Origin of the sequence: Companilactobacillus futsaii JCM 17355 (genome assembly GCF_001435505.1) — a bacterium.
GTDB lineage: Bacteria > Bacillota > Bacilli > Lactobacillales > Lactobacillaceae > Companilactobacillus > Companilactobacillus futsaii.
Map to the genome: position 1 here is coordinate 1 of NZ_AZDO01000039.1, position 19,475 is coordinate 19,475.

At 35.1% G+C, this 19,475-nt stretch carries 19 protein-coding genes; 8 read left to right on the forward strand and 11 right to left on the reverse strand.

The genetic code is table 11. The features are described 5' to 3' along the window. The first annotated feature begins 162 nt into the window (after positions 1–162). Both FC88_RS03640 and FC88_RS03645 read left to right on the forward strand, forming a co-directional pair. Positions 163–642: a nucleoside 2-deoxyribosyltransferase gene (locus FC88_RS03640; RefSeq protein WP_083484549.1), complete on the forward strand. Its 480-nt coding sequence runs from the start codon at positions 163–165 to the stop codon at positions 640–642. A 182-nt stretch (positions 643–824) separates the two neighbouring features. Continuing rightward, a complete protein-coding gene (locus FC88_RS03645) occupies positions 825–1,613 on the forward strand; it encodes an SLAP domain-containing protein (protein ID WP_057812894.1) in 789 nt (262 codons plus the stop codon). A gap of 41 nt (positions 1,614–1,654) precedes the next feature. Here FC88_RS03645 and FC88_RS03650 read toward each other — a convergent pair whose 3' ends face one another. From FC88_RS03650 to FC88_RS03665, 4 genes are all read right to left on the reverse strand, one after another. Then, complete coding sequence (locus FC88_RS03650) at positions 1,655–1,915, reverse strand: hypothetical protein (protein ID WP_057812896.1); 261 nt, start codon at positions 1,913–1,915, stop codon at positions 1,655–1,657. An 872-nt stretch (positions 1,916–2,787) separates the two neighbouring features. Next, complete coding sequence (locus FC88_RS03655; protein ID WP_057812899.1) at positions 2,788–3,942, reverse strand: hydroxymethylglutaryl-CoA synthase; 1,155 nt, start codon at positions 3,940–3,942, stop codon at positions 2,788–2,790. Then, the gene (locus FC88_RS03660) at positions 3,942–5,183 is read right to left on the reverse strand and encodes a hydroxymethylglutaryl-CoA reductase, degradative (protein WP_057812901.1); all 1,242 of its coding nucleotides are present in this window, start codon (positions 5,181–5,183) and stop codon (positions 3,942–3,944) included. Before FC88_RS03660 ends, FC88_RS03655 begins: the two co-directional genes overlap by 1 nt. Next, on the reverse strand, positions 5,170–6,333 hold the full coding sequence (locus FC88_RS03665) for a thiolase family protein (protein WP_057812903.1): 1,164 nt from the start codon (positions 6,331–6,333) through the stop codon (positions 5,170–5,172). The genes FC88_RS03660 and FC88_RS03665 overlap by 14 nt, the downstream gene beginning before the upstream one ends. Before the next feature lie 94 nt (positions 6,334–6,427). Between FC88_RS03665 and FC88_RS03670 the strand changes: the two genes are divergently transcribed. Then, positions 6,428–6,712: a hypothetical protein gene (locus FC88_RS03670; RefSeq protein WP_057812904.1), complete on the forward strand. Its 285-nt coding sequence runs from the start codon at positions 6,428–6,430 to the stop codon at positions 6,710–6,712. On the opposite strand, the gene galU is transcribed toward FC88_RS03670, so the two are convergent. From galU to map, 3 genes are read right to left on the reverse strand one after another with little or no spacing between them, the layout of a single operon-like run. Then, complete coding sequence (gene galU / locus FC88_RS03675) at positions 6,713–7,627, reverse strand: UTP--glucose-1-phosphate uridylyltransferase GalU (protein WP_057812907.1); 915 nt, start codon at positions 7,625–7,627, stop codon at positions 6,713–6,715. Further along, the gene (locus FC88_RS03680) at positions 7,627–8,586 is read right to left on the reverse strand and encodes a YihY/virulence factor BrkB family protein (RefSeq protein WP_229239911.1); all 960 of its coding nucleotides are present in this window, start codon (positions 8,584–8,586) and stop codon (positions 7,627–7,629) included. Before FC88_RS03680 ends, galU begins: the two co-directional genes overlap by 1 nt. A 13-nt stretch (positions 8,587–8,599) precedes the next feature. Next, entirely contained in the window at positions 8,600–9,394 is a 795-nt protein-coding gene (gene map, locus FC88_RS03685; protein ID WP_057812912.1) for a type I methionyl aminopeptidase, read from the reverse strand. 130 nt (positions 9,395–9,524) lie between these two features. Between map and FC88_RS03690 the strand changes: the two genes are divergently transcribed. Further along, positions 9,525–9,980 carry a flavodoxin gene (locus FC88_RS03690; protein ID WP_057812914.1) on the forward strand — a complete coding sequence of 152 codons (456 nt, stop codon included), beginning with the start codon at positions 9,525–9,527 and terminating at the stop codon, positions 9,978–9,980. A 2-nt stretch (positions 9,981–9,982) separates the two neighbouring features. Further along, the gene (locus tag FC88_RS03695; RefSeq protein ID WP_057812916.1) at positions 9,983–10,444 is read left to right on the forward strand and encodes a GtrA family protein; all 462 of its coding nucleotides are present in this window, start codon (positions 9,983–9,985) and stop codon (positions 10,442–10,444) included. Between the two features lie 457 nt (positions 10,445–10,901). Here FC88_RS03695 and wecB read toward each other — a convergent pair whose 3' ends face one another. Continuing rightward, the gene (gene wecB / locus FC88_RS03700; RefSeq protein WP_057812918.1) at positions 10,902–12,044 is read right to left on the reverse strand and encodes a non-hydrolyzing UDP-N-acetylglucosamine 2-epimerase; all 1,143 of its coding nucleotides are present in this window, start codon (positions 12,042–12,044) and stop codon (positions 10,902–10,904) included. Positions 12,045–12,435: 391 nt separating this feature from the next. On the opposite strand from wecB, the gene fba reads away from it, so the two are divergent. After that, the gene (gene fba, locus FC88_RS03705) at positions 12,436–13,302 is read left to right on the forward strand and encodes a class II fructose-1,6-bisphosphate aldolase (protein ID WP_057812920.1); all 867 of its coding nucleotides are present in this window, start codon (positions 12,436–12,438) and stop codon (positions 13,300–13,302) included. A 533-nt stretch (positions 13,303–13,835) separates the two neighbouring features. Here the strand turns inward: fba and FC88_RS03710 are convergent. Together FC88_RS03710 and FC88_RS03715 are read right to left on the reverse strand one after the other, a co-directional pair. Then, positions 13,836–15,041, reverse strand: coding sequence for a GGDEF domain-containing protein (locus FC88_RS03710; protein ID WP_057812922.1), 1,206 nt, complete (start codon positions 15,039–15,041; stop codon positions 13,836–13,838). A gap of 175 nt (positions 15,042–15,216) precedes the next feature. Continuing rightward, positions 15,217–16,569, reverse strand: coding sequence for an FAD-dependent oxidoreductase (locus FC88_RS03715; protein ID WP_057812924.1), 1,353 nt, complete (start codon positions 16,567–16,569; stop codon positions 15,217–15,219). A gap of 205 nt (positions 16,570–16,774) precedes the next feature. Between FC88_RS03715 and FC88_RS03720 the strand changes: the two genes are divergently transcribed. Next, positions 16,775–17,209, forward strand: coding sequence for a GNAT family N-acetyltransferase (locus FC88_RS03720; protein WP_057812926.1), 435 nt, complete (start codon positions 16,775–16,777; stop codon positions 17,207–17,209). A 61-nt stretch (positions 17,210–17,270) separates the two neighbouring features. Continuing rightward, entirely contained in the window at positions 17,271–17,954 is a 684-nt protein-coding gene (locus FC88_RS03725; protein ID WP_057812928.1) for an EAL domain-containing protein, read from the forward strand. 77 nt (positions 17,955–18,031) lie between these two features. Here the strand turns inward: FC88_RS03725 and FC88_RS03730 are convergent, their stop codons facing one another. Continuing rightward, complete coding sequence (locus tag FC88_RS03730) at positions 18,032–19,387, reverse strand: FAD-dependent oxidoreductase (RefSeq protein ID WP_057812930.1); 1,356 nt, start codon at positions 19,385–19,387, stop codon at positions 18,032–18,034. Positions 19,388–19,475 lie beyond the last annotated feature (88 nt).

The window sequence follows — 19,475 nt, forward strand, 5'->3', positions numbered from 1 at the left end:
TTTATGGAAAATATTAAGTTTTAAAAAATGTTCGGTTATTTCTTGCAATCTGCCTTTTATAAAAAATGGTATATTGCGTATGTTTCGCTATTCGGTATTTTTATATATTTATCCATGCTAAACTATTACAGAACAGATAAAAGAAAGAAGGATTTAATAATAATGAAAATCTATTTTGCCAACGGATTGTTTGCTTTGGCTGACCGTATGTTTAACGAATATGTAGTTGAGAAGATCAGAAAGATGGACAATAACATCGAAGTCTATCTTCCCCAAGAAAATGGCGACATTAATGACAAAATGAATTACGCTGATTCAATTAAAATTGCTCAAGAAGACAATAAAGAACTTCTTTCTTCTGACTTAGTAGTAGCTATCTTAGATGGTGACACAATGGACGACGGCGTGGCCTCAGAAATTGGTCTGGCTTTCGGTAAAGAAATACCTGTCATCGGTGTTTATACTGACCTACGTCAACATGGTTTTGAAAACCCTGAAAAGCTTGAGGCCGTTAAGACTATCGGGGAAAATCCATTCGCATATATTAACAATTATACGATTGGTTTGATCAAAATGAATGGCATGATGGTCAACAACATTGACGACATGCTTGAAGGAATTAAAAAATATTCAGAAAAATAATTAATGTTTTTTGACTATTTTGTATTTCAATACTATTACGTACCTTTTACAGTTCAGTTATAACTAATTTACAGTTGGGTTATATTCAACATTTCTTGGTCTAGACGTTATATGATTATTTCCGTTGAGAAAATTAATAAAAACAAATACAAGTTTTTATAATTCGGGGGAATCGTTTTATAATGAAGATCAAAAAAATTGCAGCATCCATACTAACAGTTACAACACTTGCACTCGTAGGAATTACTACACAAGTACAAACTGCTAATGCCGCAGTTTCATCAATCGATACTAGTAGTGTTATCTATATTACAAATAACAATGGGGCACAACTTTACTCATTGTCAAATGATACAATGTCCACAACAAGTCGTAGTCTAGCTAACAAATCAGCTTGGATTACTAATAAAATCACTAATGTTAGTGGCGTAACTTATTATCAAGTAGCCACAAACTCATGGGTTGCTGCTACTGACCTTTCTACTGAAGCTCCAGCAGTTGCTTTAGATAAAGATATGTACGTTAAAGGTAATGGTGGCGTAAACCTTTATGATGCACCAAATGGAAGTTATGTTGGTTCAGTAAACGGTGGCTCTACTGTTCACGTTTATGAAAGCAAAACTGATGCCAATGGTACTACTTGGTACGATGTTGGTAAAAGTCGCTGGATCAATGGTGAATATCTTTCAAACGATAACGTTAAGCAAACTTTGACAATGTCAGCTACAGCTTATGATCCTGCTGTTTTAGGTTCAAATATGGGCTACAGCGGTGTTGCTGCTAACCTTTCAAAATTCCCTAAGGGCACACATTTAAGAATTACTGACGGTAGTGGTAATACTTATGACCGTGTTGTTAATGATACAGGACTATTTGCTTACAGCAATCCTAACCAATTAGACATCGCTATGCCTAATTCACAAGCATTACAATTTGGTCGTCAAAACGTTACTGTTCAAGTAATTGGCTAAAATTAAATAGACAAAACAAAAGATTGAATCTGTGAGGGGGTTCAATCTTTTTTGGTATGTTCAGCTTTTTCTTCAAAATCAAAAATGTAATGGAATAAGAATAACATCCCAATCACAAAGGCAATTATTGCAATGACTAATGGCGCAGTAATCATTATACAGAGATCAACAATAATCAAGATCAATTGTAATAGCTTTTTCATGGCCACTCGCCTCTTTTGATATTTACCATATTCTAAAGCGAGTTCTAGCTTTGACCCAATGATTATTGCTTGAGATTGCTGATTTGTATATAAAGACAAAAAAAGAACTCCCACACTCTGGGAGTCCTCAGTTAGATATAAGTGGCAAGATGAAATTTACTGTAGTTTCATCAACTTTAAAACTTAAACATTGAATCTAAATTCTAAATCTTACTACTTGCAACATATCTTACTTTACTAACACATGTATCTTGTTCAACTAATGGATCCTAATGCAACATGTATTGAGTTTGCGCGACTACTTAATTTAAGTCGATCTTATGTTAACTTTTGGCACTAGTCCCAAAAATGTCGTTGAACTGTACTGACTCTAACTTTCATTTGCTTTTTACTAATCTTACCAAACTTCAGAGATAAAACTTTCTTAATCAAAATCATTCAGGGCTACAGTTCCTGACACTTCATCTTTACCACATCTATAATATAGCACCTTCCGTAACCGTTTACAACTTTGATGCTGTAGACAGTATGGATTTTTTTGATACTAAAAAAGGACCCTCTACAATCATCGAGAGTCCCTAGTTAGATATAAGTGGTAAGATGAAATTTACTGCAGTTTCATCAACGTTAAATGAATCTAAACTTTAAATGAATCTTACTACCTGAAACATATCTTACTATATATGAATATGCACTTTTATGTTAGTCCAACTATAGGATCCTAGCGAACTATGTATTGAGCTTGCGCGACTACTAGTTAATTAGGTCGATTTTATGTTAACTTTTTTCGCTAGTTCCTAAAATGCCGTTGAACTGTACTACCTTAATTTTTATTTGTTCTAGACTAATCCTACCATCTCCTGGAAAACGATAACATTTTCTGAATCAAAATCTTTTTAGGGCTACAGTTCTTGACACTTCATCTTTACCACGTCTTTAATATAACACCTTGAGAAAGCGTTTACAACATTTTACTTTAGTTTTTTATAAATTCGTTCATTTTCTTTGATTTCACTCAAATAGAACTTGTCATTAATCGTTGTTGGATCAACGATCGTATCGTTTTTATACTCGATTTGATAAATTTTTTCGTACTCGTCAATACTGATTTTTTGACGATTATTTAGCATATCTATTAGAGCTTGTTTGTTGATAACTTGTTCAAAATCTGGTTGAATCTCAGCGCTGAACAATTCACCTACTGCACCTGATCCATAACTGAACATCAAGACATTTTCATTAGCTTGAGCACCATTAACCAAGTATGACAACAAGCCTAAATAAAGCGAACCTGTATAAAGATTACCCACATCTCGGCTGAATTTGATACTGTTTTGATAGTGTTTCGTCAATTCAGCATATTTTTCATCGGAAACTTTTCCTTCTATGGTACGTAAAGCTTTTGTTCCCATCTTTGTGTAAGGGATGTGGAAAAGCATCGTTGAAAAATTATCAGCTGTCACAGAATATTTATTTTGGAATTTAGTCCACAATGTTTGGAAGAAGTTAACGTAAACTTCATTTGAAAACTTTCCTCTTGCAAAGGCTGTTTTAGAAAAAGTTGGGCGCCAGAAATCACCGACATTTTTCGTCATATAGACTGATTCATGATTTAATTTCAAAACTCGTGGATTTTGGCTGATCAACATGGCAACTGAACCTGCACCTTGAGTAACTTCGCCTGGAGTCTTGATTCCGTAGCGAGCAATATCAGTTGCGATGACTAGGACCTTTTTATCGGGATTCAAACTGACAAAATCATAAGCAGCTTGTAAACCAGCCGTAGCTCCGTAACAAGCTTGTTTGATTTCATAAGAACGAATGTCTTCTGGTAGATCCAACAAATCCATTAAAAAGGCAGCTGTCGATTTAGATTCGTCGACACTACTTTCAGTTCCGACAATCATCATCCCTAAAGCTTTTTTATCATCATCTGTCAAAATACTATCAGCTGAACTAGCAGCCATCGTTACAGCATCTTGATGGGGCAATGGAACGGCTTGTTTATCTTGGCCGATACCGATCGTAAATTTATTAGGATCGACATCTCTTCTTTTAGCTAATTCAACAATATCAATATAATCTTTTGGTACATAAAAACCTATCTTATCAATACCTATATCCATTATTTTTCTCTCAATTCTTTCAAAATATTTTCAGCATTCTTGATTGTATAATCTTTAGATCGATTCAATTTATCAGCGACTGCATGAATCTCTGGACCAATCGCACCGGCAGAAATTGCTAATGATTTACTCTGTAAGCCCATGTGACCAGCCTGAATACCTGTTGTGACTAAAGCTCTAATAGCTGACAAATTATTTGCTAAACCAACCGCACCAACGACTGATTGCAATTCCTGACTGTTTTTAATTTTCATAATTGCCAAACTCAATTGAGCCATTGGTAACGCCCTGATAGCACCACCGACACTACCTAATTCAATCGGCATCTTTAAAGTTCCAACTAATTGATTATTTTCTAGGTGCCACTCACTGAATGGTTGGTATTGTCCCGATTCAAAGGCAAAACTGTGGGCGGCTGCTTCTTGAGCTCTAAAATCATTTCCCGTGGCTAACAAAACTGCATCAATGCCATTCATGATACCTTTATTGTGCGTAATTGCTCGTTTAACGGACTTTTGAGCAAAGCTGGACAATTGGACGATTCTGTCAGCAACTTGCTTACCAGTCATTTTTTTAGTCCCTAATTGGGCAAAATCGACTCGTGCTTCAACAGTAATAACTTGGCCTTGTCCACTATTGGATAAAATGCTACATAAAACATCATCATTAGTTAATTCCACGATTTTATGAGCTGTCTTTTCTAGAATAGAATTGACCATATTGGCACCCATCGCATCAACGGTATCGATTCCTAGTTCGACTTCAGTAAATTCATCACAATGATTGAATTTCAAAGACACGACGCCACCGCCACGCTTTATTAAGCTAGGATGAGCATTTTGGGCAAAGTTAAAGATCTCAGAACTATTTTGCTCTAATTGCATAAAATGATCATCAGTAATTTTTTCTAAAACGATTTGACCATAAACAATCCGTTTAGAAGGGAAAGTTTTGAAACCACCACTATTCTTGATCCGTTTAGCACCATTTGAAGCTGCAGCGATAACTGATGGTTCTTCAATTACCATTGGTACTAAATAATCCTTGCCATTAACAAAGAAATCGGTAGCAAATCCGTAGGGCAAACTAAAACTACCGATTTGATTTTCACTCAAACTATCAGCCAAATCTTTTGAGATAGTCTGACGTTTTAACAATAAATCAGCTTGTCTTTTATTAAGATAATTATTATTTAATAAATAATCGATTCTTTGTTCTAAAGTTAACTCATAGATTTTCATTAAGTTCGACACCCATAGCCATGCCCATACCGCCACCAATGCACAGTGATGCTAAACCAGTCGTCTTATGTTCTTGTTGCAATGAGTTGATCAAAGTAGCAATCATTCTCGTACCGGTTGCTCCAAGGGGATGACCTAAGGCAATTGCCCCTCCGTAAATATTTAATTTATCATTAGGAATCTCTAAGTCACGACCGACGGCAACTGCCTGGGCTGCAAAAGCTTCATTAACTTCAAATAAGTCGTAATCTGCTAAGTCAGTTTGATAACGTTTGAAATACTTTTTGATTGCATAATAAGGTGCATAGCCCATATAGTTAGGGTCAATCCCAACTTCTGTGTAACCAGTAATTTGGGCTACATAATCTAAACCTAATTCTTTAGCACGACTAGCTCTCATCAAAATCAAAGCAGCTGCTCCATCGTTGATTGGTGAGGAGTTACCAGCTGTAACAGTTCCCTTTTTGTCAAAAACTGTTCTCAACTTGCCCATCTGTTCCAAAGTTGTAGTTGGACGAATTGATTGATCCGTTGTGATTTCTTCGCCGTTAACTTCGATAGGAATAATTTCTCGTGCTAGTTTAGATTCTGCTTTATGAGCTCTTTGATGTGACTGCAAGGCAAATTCATCCTGTTGCTCTCTAGTGATATGGAATTTTTTAGCAACATTTTCAGCCGTTAACCCCATTGGCAAGTGACTGAAAGCATCGTTTAAACCGTCATTGAACAAAGCGTCAGACAACTTTGGAGAAACTTCCATCTTGCCAGTTCTTGGTGCGTAAAACGGAGCGTTTGACATGCTTTCAACTCCACCACTGACAACGATATCAGCATTACCCATCGTAATGGCTGAGATTCCTTCATAAACAGCTTTCATTCCTGAACCGCAAACTTGATTGACAGTCATAGCTGTAGCATCGACACGCCCACCAGCATTTAGTTCAATCTGTCTAGCAGTGTTTTGTCCCATACCAGTCTGATAAACATTTCCAAAAATAAATTGATCGACTAATTTGGGGTCGAGATGGTTCTTTTTTAACAATTTAGAAACTAATTGTGTTCCTAATTGAACTGCTGTCAAATCAGCGAATTGACCTCTGAATTTGCCGATGGCAGTTCTCTTTGCGTCTATAATTACTATTGGATCCATATTTCATGTCCCTTCAAACTTGGTAAAATATCCTTAAGCCTTAATAATAATTTAATTAAGCAAGAAAAACAAATAAAAGTGTTGGAAATTTCTTATGCGTACTATTGATTTAATCTTATTGTTAAATGATTTTAAAAAAAATAATCGAATCTTCGTAGAAACTGCCGATAAGAATTTACCAGTCGTTGATATTGAAATAGTTGATGACGAGGTAATTCTCAAAACGGCCAATAATTTACACGGCCTAAAAAACTGGGAATTTTTAGTTCTACTCAACAAAAGAAAATATTACGAAATGCCAATTTTTTTCAATAATAAAAAAAGCCACCAACAACTCTTTGGTTTCAGAGTCGCTAATGACTGTTTGTTACTCGGTTAATTATTTTGATGATTTTTTAGTTGCGGGTTTTTCTTCGGCTTGAATTTTTTTAGCCAAATCAAGAATATAAGGTTTTAATTCATCCTTAACTTCAGGGTGAGTCATTCCATATTCAATATTAGTCTTAACGTAACCAAACTTGTTACCGACATCGTATCTTTGGCCTTTAAATTCGTGAGCAAAGACACGTTGAGTCTTGTTCATACGGTCAATAGCATCTGTTAATTGAATTTCGTTACCAGCACCTGGTTTTTGAGTTGCTAATAAGTCAAAAATTTCTGGAGTTAACAAATAACGACCAATAATAGCTAAATTACTTGGAGCTTCCTCGACTTTTGGTTTTTCAACGAATTGTTTAACATTGAACAAGCCTGGTTCATTTTCACCTTCAGGGTCAATAACACCGTATTTTGAAACATCCTTTTCTGGGACTCTCATAACGGCAATTGTTGAAGCATGAGTCTTTTCATAGTCTTCAATCAATTGTTTTGTCAAAGGAACCTTATCCTTCATCAAATCGTCACCTAACATAACTACGAAAGGTTCATCGGCGATAAATGATCTAGCTTGAGCAACAGCGTCTCCCAACCCATTTGGATGAGCTTGACGACTGTAATACAAGTTAACCCCAAGGCTAGTTGTATCTTGTACGACTTTCAATAGTTCTGTCTTGTTTTTAGATTCAAGGTTTTGTTCCAACTCTGGTACTGAATCAAAGTGGTCTTCAATAGAACGCTTGTTTTTACCAGTAATAATCAAAATATCTTCAATACCTGATGCCTTAGCCTCTTCAACGATAAATTGAATAGTTGGCTTATCAACGATTGGTAACATTTCCTTAGCTAGAGCCTTAGTTGCTGGCAAGAATCTTGTTCCTAATCCCGCAGCTGGGATAATTGCTTTTCTGACTTTCATTAATTATTCTCCTTTTCATGCGACTGCAAATAACTAGTTAATCGACCAGTACTTTTCCTTAAATATGGACCACCGAGTGATTCGGCAAAAGCAACGTTAATTGCATTTCCAAATAAAAAGATTGTCACTGACATATTCACCCACAACAAAAACACAATAATGGCACCAATCGTACCGTAATTATCCCAAGCTGCCCCGAAGTACTTCAGATAGTACGAGAACAGTTGGGACAAACCTAAAAGACCAATACTGGTAATGATGGTTCCAGTTATTATGTAATAAAATTTTAGACGAATATTAGGTAAAAAATAAAACAAAGCAAAAACGATCAAAATCATTATAACAATAGCGAACGGCCATTTCCAACGCGCAAATTCATCAATCCAGCGCGAATTCACATGTAGCACCGGAATTAGCCAATTCAAAAAAAGTTGTCCGAATGTAAACGTTACAATTGCTGCTACCCCAACAACTAATAACATTAAGGTCATCAAAAATGCTACACCACGACGAATGATGTAATTGAGGAAAGTTTTTTCAACAAAAAGACTGTTTACATCCAAACCATAAGCTTCATTCATGGTCATTTGTACAATATTCAAACCTCGAGAAATAGCCCAAAGAGCCACAATAATACCAACTGACAAGATACCTCTATTAGAATTAGACAAAACCTTTACGATTGTCGGCAAAAAATAATGATGAAGATCGTCTGGCAAAATGAATTCAATGTAGCTGATCACGGTTGGTTTATCTAATCGTAATAGTGGAATCAAATTTCCAACAATAATAACTGCCGGAAACAATGACAACAGGATATAGTATGTGATTGCCTTTGAAGCCATGGGTACATTCGAGTCGCTCATTGCTTGGGTAACATATTTAACGAAACCGATAAATTTCTCTTTCTTTTTTACCGATTGCTTAAATAGTGGCACCTGCTGTTTATTATCATCCATTATTTCACCAACATTATAGTAAATATTTAGCATCGTATTCTGGATCTTGTGATGTCAAAATCTTAGGACCATCTTTAGTAATGGCAATAGTATGTTCATATTGAGCAGAATCAGTACCATCGGCAGAAACAAAATATTCCCAACCGTCGGCTTTGACAAATTTATCTTTGATTTCCCATGTACCTAAATTAACCATTGGTTCAATTGTAATCGTCATACCTTCACGTAACCTTAAACCTTGGCCTGGTTCCCCATAGTGAGGAACATTAGGAGCTTCGTGCATTGTAGGCTGGATCCCATGTCCAATCAAATCTCTGACGTCTCCCATGTGGTTTTCATCTTCAACATAGTGTTGAATGGCATAACCAATGTCACCTAAACGATTGCCAACAACCGCTTGGTCAATCCCTAAGTACAAAGCTTTGTGAGTTACATCCATCAACTTTTGGTCCTCAGCTGAAATATCCCCAACAGCATAAGTCCAACAAGAATCACTTTCATAACCATTTAAATTGACGGTCATGTCGACTTTTAAGACGTCCCCACTCTTTAAAATCAAGTTCTTACGAGGAATTCCATGAGCAACTTCATCGTTGACACAGACACAAGTAGCATATTTATAACCTTCAAATCCCTTTTCTGATGGACGACCACCGTGAGATTCGATATAATCATTTGCAAAATTTTCGATTTCCATTGAGGAAATTCCCGGTTTGATAATATCGCGCAAACCAATATGTGTGTTAGCAAGCAATTCTCCGGACTTTTGCATTCCTTCGATTTCTCTTGCGGATTTTAATGTAATCACGTTTTAACATGTCCCTTCAAAAATGTTATTTTCATTATAACATTGTCATAGTTTTTTTTATTGGATGGCTGTTAATTTCAATATTTGCTATAATATCCCAAGATATAAATAAATGAGGCGACAATTAATTATGACAAAAGTAAAAATCGTATTTGCCAGTATCACTGGTAATGATGAAGATATCGCATATGTTCTGACAGAAAAATTTGAGGAATTAGGTTGCGAAGTTGATATGAGTGAAGTTTCTCAAACTGATGCAGCTGACTTTGAAGATAGCGATATTTGTGTGGTAGCTAGTTATACTTATGATCAAGGTATCGTTCCTGATGAGGCTTTAGACTTCTATGATGATATGCAAGATTTAGATTTATCTGGCAAAGTCTATGGAGTCTGTGGTTCCGGTGATACTTTCTATGAGGACTTCTGTCGTGCCGTTGACGAATTCGGCAAGATTTTTGAACAAGTTGGTGCCATAAGAGGTGCTCAATCTGTCAAAGTTGAACTAGATCCCGAACAAGATGACATTGACAATCTGGATCATTTTGCTGAATCAATTTACAAAAAGGCTCAAGAAATGGATCTTTAGTCATGGGATTAATTAAAAAATATCGTAATTTTTTGGTGTATTGCTTCTTTGGTTTCTTAGCATCACTGATCAATATCGGTATCTTTGATCTATCACACAACTATTTCCACATTACATTGTGGATAGCCAATACTATTGCCTGGTTTATTTCCAACTTCTTTTCATTTTTTGTAACCAAGTTATATGTTTTCAAATCAGAAATCGAAAACCCAAAAAAACTAATAAAAGAAGGCTTTTACTTCTTAGTTTCAAGAATCTTCTCATTGATTTTCGATGATGTCTTCATGATCGTTGCAGTTTGGATCTTCCCATGGAACAATTTGATCATCAAAGCTATTGACCAACTAATAGTGGGATTATTCAATTACTTCTCTTCAAAACTAATTTTTAATTATCAAAATCGTCACTTAATTGAACGACTTAAAAATCTCAAAGAAAAACGAAAAAGTCGCAATGAAATTTAAAAAATCCACTATAAGTTAGGTCAATGTAAATTTCCGTCTTCCACACAAATCCTGTGATTGGCTGGAACGCTGCCGACTAGATAACGTCATTTATTGTTTATTTCAAATAATTCAAAGTCAAAAATAGCATCTATTCAGATATAGTCGACTAACGGCTGTCATTATCTGAATAGATGCTTATTTGTTTGATTCTATAAAAATAGAAAATTCTATCTAGTCCGGAATAGCAAAGAAAATTGGCTCAGTAGTGAAATTATTCTTAGCAACTTGTTGCTTAGAATAATACCGAGCCCGAACTTGGGCTTAGCAAAGGCTCCAAGTCGTGCCCACTACGTTCCAGCCAAATTTTCTTTGATATGTAGGACGGTATACTATTACTAACCTAAGAAAGAACTAAAATCTCACCTAGAATATAAATACATTACACTCTGATGAGATCCGTTCTTTTACAAAAATATTACTTAAATTCGTCAGGCTTTTTATCGATTTGTTTGAAATAATAGCTGATTGAATCAAGGATTCTTTCAGATGCTTTACCATCACCATAAGGATTCTTAGCATTAGCCATACGATCATACTCATCCTTATTAGTAATCAAATTCGTCATTTCTTTTTCAACCACATCAGCATCAGTTCCGACTAACTTCAAGGTACCAGCTTCAACACCTTCAGGACGTTCTGTCGTATCACGCAATACTAAAACAGGTTTTCCTAATGAAGGTGCCTCTTCTTGAACACCACCAGAATCAGTCATGATAAAGTAACTTCTAGATGCTAGATTATGAAAATCAACAACATCCAATGGTTCAATCAAGTGAATTCGATCAACGCCACCTAGGATATCTTTAGCAGTTTGTTGAACAACTGGATTCAAATGCACTGGATAAACTAATTCAATGTCATCATGTTTAGCAACAACTTTCTTCATTGCTTTGAAGACTTGTTTCATTGGTTCACCCTGATTTTCACGACGGTGCATTGTGATCAAAATCATCTTCTTGTCAGGGTCGATAACGTCCAAAATGTCGTGGTGATAGTCTTTATGAACGGTACTTCTCAAAGCATCAATGGCTGTATTACCAGTCACAAAGATATTTTCACCATGATGATTTTCCTTCAACAAGTTGGCCTTGCTTTCATTAGTTGGAGCAAAATAAAGGTCAGTTAAATCATCAGTCATTTGACGATTCATTTCTTCAGGCCATGGTGAATATTTATTCCAAGTTCTCAAACCAGCTTCAACGTGTCCAATTGCTGTTTGGTGGTAAAATGCTGAAAGAGCTGCACTGAAAGTCGTTGTTGTATCACCATGAACTAAAATAATATCAGGAGTTTCTTTTTCAATGATACTATCTAGTTCCTTCAAAACTAATCCTGTGATTCCACTTAGAGTTTGGCGCTCCTTCATAATGTTCAAATCATAGTCTGGTTTGATTTTAAAAATCTCCAAGACTGAATCGAGCATTTCACGGTGTTGTGCCGTAACGACGGTTACAGTTTCAAAACGGTCACTATTTTGCTTTAATTTCAAAACGAGTGGTGCCATTTTAATTGCCTCTGGTCTTGTACCAAAAACAGTCATAACTTTAATTTTCTTCAAAATTATCACCTCAATAAATTAGTTCCAGTATATCAAAGATATCTGTATTAATATAGGTAGTTAGGTTTTCTCTTATTTTCTGAAAAAAGGTCGGTTATCCCAACATGATAAATTTACCAGTTTTAATAATTTTAAGCATTCTCACCACCTTAATTGCATTTTTCGTCGTCATCGCAATTTACAGTACCCTCATCAAGTCAAAAGGCAAAAAATATTGGTGGTATATTTTAATTTTTTTAATTATCCTCTACTTAATAGCCTTTTACTGCTATTTTCATTTCAAGTAAGCGTTTACTGAAATAGTTTGATAAAAATTGTAGGAATTTTTCGGCTTTTGAGTTAGAATTATTAATGTATTCAAATAATGAATGGAATTTTTGGAGGATTATCGATGGTTTTAACAAACGGTAACGAAATTTTCAACAATGCCCGTAAAGGCAAATATGCTGTTGGTGCTTTTAACATCAACGACTTGGAATGGACACGTGGTATTTTAGCTGCTGCCCAAGAAACACAAACACCTATCTTGGTTCAAACATCAATGGGTGCTGCTAAGTACATGGGTGGTTACGAACTATGTCTACACCTTGTACAAGACACAATCAAATCAATGGGTATTACAGTTCCAGTTGTAATGCACTTGGATCATGGTAACTACGAAGCTGCCAAAGAATGTATCGAAGTTGGTTACAACTCAGTTATGTTCGATGGACATGACCTACCATTTGACGAAAACCTTGAAAAGACAAAGGAAATCGTTAAATTAGCTCACGCTAAGGGTATTTCTGTTGAAGCTGAAGTTGGTTCAATTGGTGGTACTGAAGATGGTATTACTGGTGCCGGTGAATTAGCTGACGTTGAAGAAGCAAAGACACTTGCTGCTACAGGCGTTGACTACCTAGCTGTTGGTATTGGTAACATCCACGGTGTTTACCCAGAAAACTGGCAAGGACTAAGCTTTGACCGTCTTAAGGAATTAGCTGACGTTATTGACACACCACTTGTATTGCACGGTGGTTCAGGTATTCCTAAGGAACAAATCATCAAGGCTATCTCAATGGGTATCTCAAAGGTTAACGTTAATACTGAATTACAATTAGCCTTTGCTAAAGCTACTCGTGAATATATCGAAGCTGGACACGACCAAGATGTAGATGCTAAGGGTTATGACCCTCGTAAGTTGCTTGCACCTGGTACAAAAGCTATTACTGATACAACTATCGAACGTATCAAGTGGTTCGGTACACCATCAATCTAATGACTTTATTAAGACGAAGATTTTGATCTTCGTCTTTTTTTATATTCCAAAAACTTTGTGAAAAAATAACTAATTATTAAAAAAATCTTTTTTATCAAAAAAAGCGAGTAAATTCCTTGATATTACTTAATTCTTTGAAGTTTTCCGATTAAATATCATGAGCTTTTGAATTGTGAAATAAAAAGAATCTTGCTATAATGACTATGTACCAATGAGAGAAAGCGCCAACATAGAGGAAGGAGGGGCTAAAATATATACTTTGCCAAGTCTAGAATAAGCTTTTCAAAGTTTATTTTTTGCCTCCCATATAGAATAAATTATCTATGCATAGATGCTTATTCTAGATATCCAGTTGATAAGTTGTAACTCCCAATTACAACGCGATAGGAGAAAAAAACTCATTTCTTAAATTTGCCCAAAAATACAACGGATCATAATAATCTCCCCGATTCATTGAATACCCCATCATTCAATGACGTAAATTAATTTCTTGCTCCTATCGATCAACCTAAAAAACCAGTCAGGTTCCCCACCTACTGGTTTTTTTGTTTGTCTTCATTCGACTGTGTCTGTCCTTCGACAGTAAAAGAATTTCGTCCATTATTCTTAGACTGATACAGATAACGATCAGCACGTTTGAAGACATCACTGAAAGATTTGTCTGTAGACCTCAAAGTAGTCACTCCAAAAGATAAAGTAATGCTCAAACTCATATCTTGCGTAAAAAGTGGCACATTTCTCAAGGTCCGATTAATAGCTTTAACTAATTTGACGCTTTTAATGCTATTGATTCCTTCAATGATAATGAGAAATTCTTCTCCACCATAGCGAAATAATTTTCCCCCATCATCGTCTAGGTGGAGCTCCCTTTCAACTAAATGTGATACGTACCGAAGCACTTGATCCCCTATATCGTGTCCGTAACGATCATTAAAACTCTTGAAACCATCAATATCAAACATGATGACTGTTAATGGTCTCCAAAGATCTTTGCGGTGCTCTTCATAAACTACTTTTGAAAATTTATTTAAATTAGCTCGATTTCTAACTCCTGTTAAAGCATCATAGTTGACTTTTTGTTTCAATCGATTGAATGCATAGAAGTAATTTTCCATTTTTATTTCAATAATTCGAGCTATAAACATATAAACTTCGAATAAGATCAACACACCAATAATATTGGCAAGCGGCCACCGAAAATCGATCCATAATAGACACCACCAACAAATTCCAAATAATATTTGTCCGAGAATATACTTGTAATCAAAAATATACAATTCATCTTTATGACTGTATAAATATTCAGTAACAATTGCCAATGATACATATGCGGTGATAAATAACGGCCAGACCATTTGGTGATGTTGTTGAGAATCAGAAACTAAATGATACAACAAAGGTAAGGCAATATTTAAAATAACTATCAATCGATTACTAAAAATAAACATAAAGTAAAAAAACAACGTCAACTCGGCATTAATGAATAAACTCCCTAATTCGATCCGACTACCTACTGTCAAGCTTTCAAAAACTTTAATGATGACAAAGCTCGCTGTAAAAAGCAAAATAACTTCTGATAATCCAGAAACCAATTTGTTTGCCCAATCTGATGACAGTTCAATATCTTTTTCAAAAGTAAGTGCAATATAGGTGATAATGGTTATTAGCCCGACCGTCATGATTCCGGTAACTAAGGCATTAGTGCTCAAGCAAATCCGAATGACTTCACCTAAACCCATATGATCACCCTCAAAGTATTCTATTAACTACAAAAATTCTAGCATTCGAAACGCCTTTCTTAATATACATTTTGACAAGGGAAAAAGCTATTCAAAAAAGTAAATTTATTTTTTAATTTTATATACAAAAATAACTGTAATCCAATTATAATTAGATTACAGTTATTTTCGTAAATTATTTTCTAACGACTTTATCTTCTTTATCTATAGCCATTTGGGCAACCAGATTCAAATAATTCAAAGGATTATCATAGTTTGGTTGGAACAACATATCGACGTAAGCCAAATCATCAATCGTATTATTATTTTGAATACAAATTGAAACAGCATTAGCTGATTGAGCTACTTCATGCTTACTAAATAGCTGTGCTCCTAAAACCTTACGAGTATCCTTATCATAAACTAAGTAAATCGTTAGCATATCAGTCGTTGGCATGTAATTAGGACGATAATAATCTTTATAAATTACATAGTCAGCATTGATACCATTGGCGATGGCTTTTTTATAAGTCAAACCAGTTTCGGCCAAAGTATAACCAAAAATCTCCATCGCAGTTGTAGCTTGTGTGCCCATGTACTTACGAATATTGCCAAAGATATTAATCCCGGCCAAAGTACCTTGACGTACAGCACTAGATGCTAGTGGAATGTAGCGATATTCACCAGTTGGATTGAATTTAACAACGCATGAATCACCACCTGCATAAATATCAGGATTTGATGTTTGCATGTAATCGTTAATGATAATAGCACCATAACCATCCATTTGAACTTGTCCACGCAACAAGTCAGTATTGGCAAAGAACCCAGTACAAACAATTACTAAATCAGCCTTATAAGCATGACCTGTTTTTGTCTTAATAGTTAATTGTTCACCATCTTCAATCTCAGCCACTCTTTCGCCAAGGTGAACTTTCACATCATGTTCTTTTAACTTATCAATAATCTCTTCTGATAAGCCATCATCAACATAATTATTTAAAATTTGGTCACGTGATTGAATCAAAGAAACTTCATGGACCGTATTAGCATAACTTTCGGCCAATTCAACTCCAACATATCCAGCACCAACGATTGCAATACTTGGATAATTCAATGCCGATTCATAGATTTTTTTAGCTTGAGCGTAACTCTTGCACAACAAAACTCTTTGATTATCCATTCCTTTAATCGGAGGTACCCCAACTTCAGAACCAGTTGTCATGATCAATTTATCATAAGTATCTTCAAAAATTTCTTGAGTTTGTAAATCTTGAACGACAACTTTTTTATTTTTTGAATCAATTTTCAAGACATTGTGCTTCATATGAACTTTAGCACCGTAGCCTTCAAGTGTGGTAGGATCCGCGTAAAACATATCTTCAAGACGATTAACGATTCTCCCCAAATACAAAGCAATTCCGCAAGATAAAAAAGCAATATTATCGTCGCGTTCATAAACCGTTACTTCAGTCTCTGGATGCTTCGTCAATATTTGTTCAACTGCAGCTGTTCCAGCATGTGTACATCCGACAACAATAACTTTCATTCGTCGGTTCCTCCTCTACAGTACATTTGTATACAACTCTTATTCTTTTAAGCATAACACAATATATATGTAAATTATATCAAGCACAAAATTAATCGTTTTTTAAAAAATGTATTTTTTTATATCAAAAATAGAACAAGAATCGAGCATTATTTGTTATATAATTGTTTTGTGTTGACTTTTTTATTAGGGGAGCTGAAATAAGATGCATCAAATAAAATATACAAATGATATAGAATCTGAAATTTATCAAGACAGTCTAAAGATAAGAACGACGGTCTTTGTTAAAGAGCAAAATGTTCCCGAAAATATCGAAATCGATAAATTGGAAAATCACTGTACTCATTTTGTCTTGTACGGTGATCAAACATCGATGGCAACTGCTAGATTCTTTGTAACAAAGGACAATGGAATTCACGTTCAACGTGTAGCAGTTTTAAAAGAATATCGTCAAAAACACCTTGGTTCAGAATTATTAAAATATATTTTTGATTTTGCAAAAAAACACCACTACCAATATGTTATCCTAGGTGCACAAGATCATGCCCAAATGTTTTATACTAAACTAGGTTTTAAAGTTGTCGGTAAACAATACAAAGAAGCCGGTATCTTGCATCATGACATGAAACTTGACTTGTAGTATTATTACCCTAGATTTAATTTGACTTTGAGAATTGGAAGATTGTCAAAAGGAGTTTGTTATGTATAGATTTTTTATTCAGCCTCAGCTTGACAAGTTTAATAACTCTTTAATAGGTTATGAATTATTAATGAAAAAAAAGACTGAGCAAGGATGGAGACCGCCTCATAACTTTTCGGATGTCCCCTCTCATACTATGGCTTCAGTCTTAATAGCGACAACCAAATTATTATCGCTTAAAATTGGTTCAGTTTCAGTCAATATCAATCGTAATCAATTGATGGACCAAGAAGTTAGGGCTGCCATTATTGAAGCTCAGAGGATTTTGCGCCCTTTACGTTTGGTTGTTGAACTGACAGAGGATACTCCTGATCAAAATTGGCCCAATTCCCAATTAATTCCCTTAATAAAAGATTTCATTGATTATGGAATGGATTTTTCTTTAGATGACTGCGGAACCGGTGTTAATCAACTTGAAAATATCAAAGATTTAGTCCCCTTAGCTTCTGAAATTAAATTTGCCATTCAAAACTTTGGAGAAAAGCTAAGAGATCCTGATATTGAAAAGAAAGTCATCTTTTGGCGTAATTTTAGTAAAGAGCACAATTTGCGTTTTATTCTTGAAGGTATCGAAGATGACAATGACGACCAATTAGCTGATTCCTTAGAAATTGATTTACGCCAAGGTTATTATTATGGCAAACCACGTCTACTCAAATTGGAACCAGATGATGATAAATTTTAAAAATAAAAATAGCATCTATATTATTGGAATACCCGCACAAATTGGGATTCTTCCGACATATAGATGCTTTTTATTTTTTACTTTGCTTTAATTTCTCTTTCTTTGGCTACTGCTTCTTGAGCTACCAAATTCAAATAATTAAATGGATTATCATAATTTGGTTGGAACAGCATATCCATATATGCTAAATCATCAATCGTATTTTTGTTCTGAATACAAACTGACAAAGTATTGGCTGATTGAGCTACTTCGTGCTTACTGAAAAATTGTGCACCCAAAATTAAACGGTTATCCTTGTTATAAACTAATTTGACCGTCAACATTTCAGTCGTTGGCATATATTTAGGCCGATAATAATCATGATAAATGACCATATCCGCATTAATGCCACTGTTTAAAGCATGTTTTAATGTTAATCCAGTCGAAGCTATTGTATAACCGAACAACTCCATGGCAGAGGTAGCTTGCGTACCCATATACTTTTTGATATTGCCAAAGACATTTGTCCCTGCCAGAGCACCTTGACGAATTGCATTAGTTGCTAATGGCATATAAGCATGTTTTCCAGTTGGATTAAAAATCACCGTACAGGCATCCCCAGCCGCATAAATATCTGGATTAGAGGTCTGTGTGTATTCATTAATAATAATAGCTCCATGACGGTCCATATCAACTTGGCCACGCAGCAATTCCGTATTAGCAACAAATCCGGTGCAGACGATGACAAGATCTGCTTTATGATCATCTTTAGTCGTTTCAATTAAAACGTTATCGTTATCATCTCTAGTAAATCCGGTTACTCTTTCATTCAAGTAAACGTTGACGCCATGTTCTGCCAATAAATCGATAACATTTTGGGACATATCTTTGTCCAAGTAATTGTTTAAAACTTGATCACGTGACTGAATCAAAGAAACTTCATGATCAGTATTAGCATAACTCTCAGCCAACTCTACTCCGATATAGCCACCGCCAACAATCGTGATATGTTTATATTCTTTGGCAGTTTCGTAAATTGCTTCTGCTTGTGCATAACTCTTACACATCAAAATTCTAGTATCAGAAATTCCCATTATTGGTGGTACTGCTACGGTTGAACCAGTGGTCATAATCAATTTATCATAAGTATCATTAATAATTTGATTTGTTTTCATATTCTCACACATGATGGTCTTGTTCTTAGAATCAATTTTTAAAACATCATGTTTCATGTAAACTTTAGCACCAAGTTTTTCCAAGTCCTTAGGATCTGCATAAAACATATCTTCAAGACGTTTTACTTTATGTCCCAAATAAAGTGCAATTCCACATGATAAGAACGAAATATTATCGTCTCTTTCATAAACTGTAACTTCTGTGCCTGGATGTTCTTCCAAAATTTGTTCCACGGCAGCAGTCCCCGCATGTGTACAACCTATAACTACTACTTTCATTGCTAATCCCTCATTTTATAAGAAATATTCATTTAAAAATTTGATTTTAAAACATAATTTTGTAATTACCTATTTATATTATAATAAC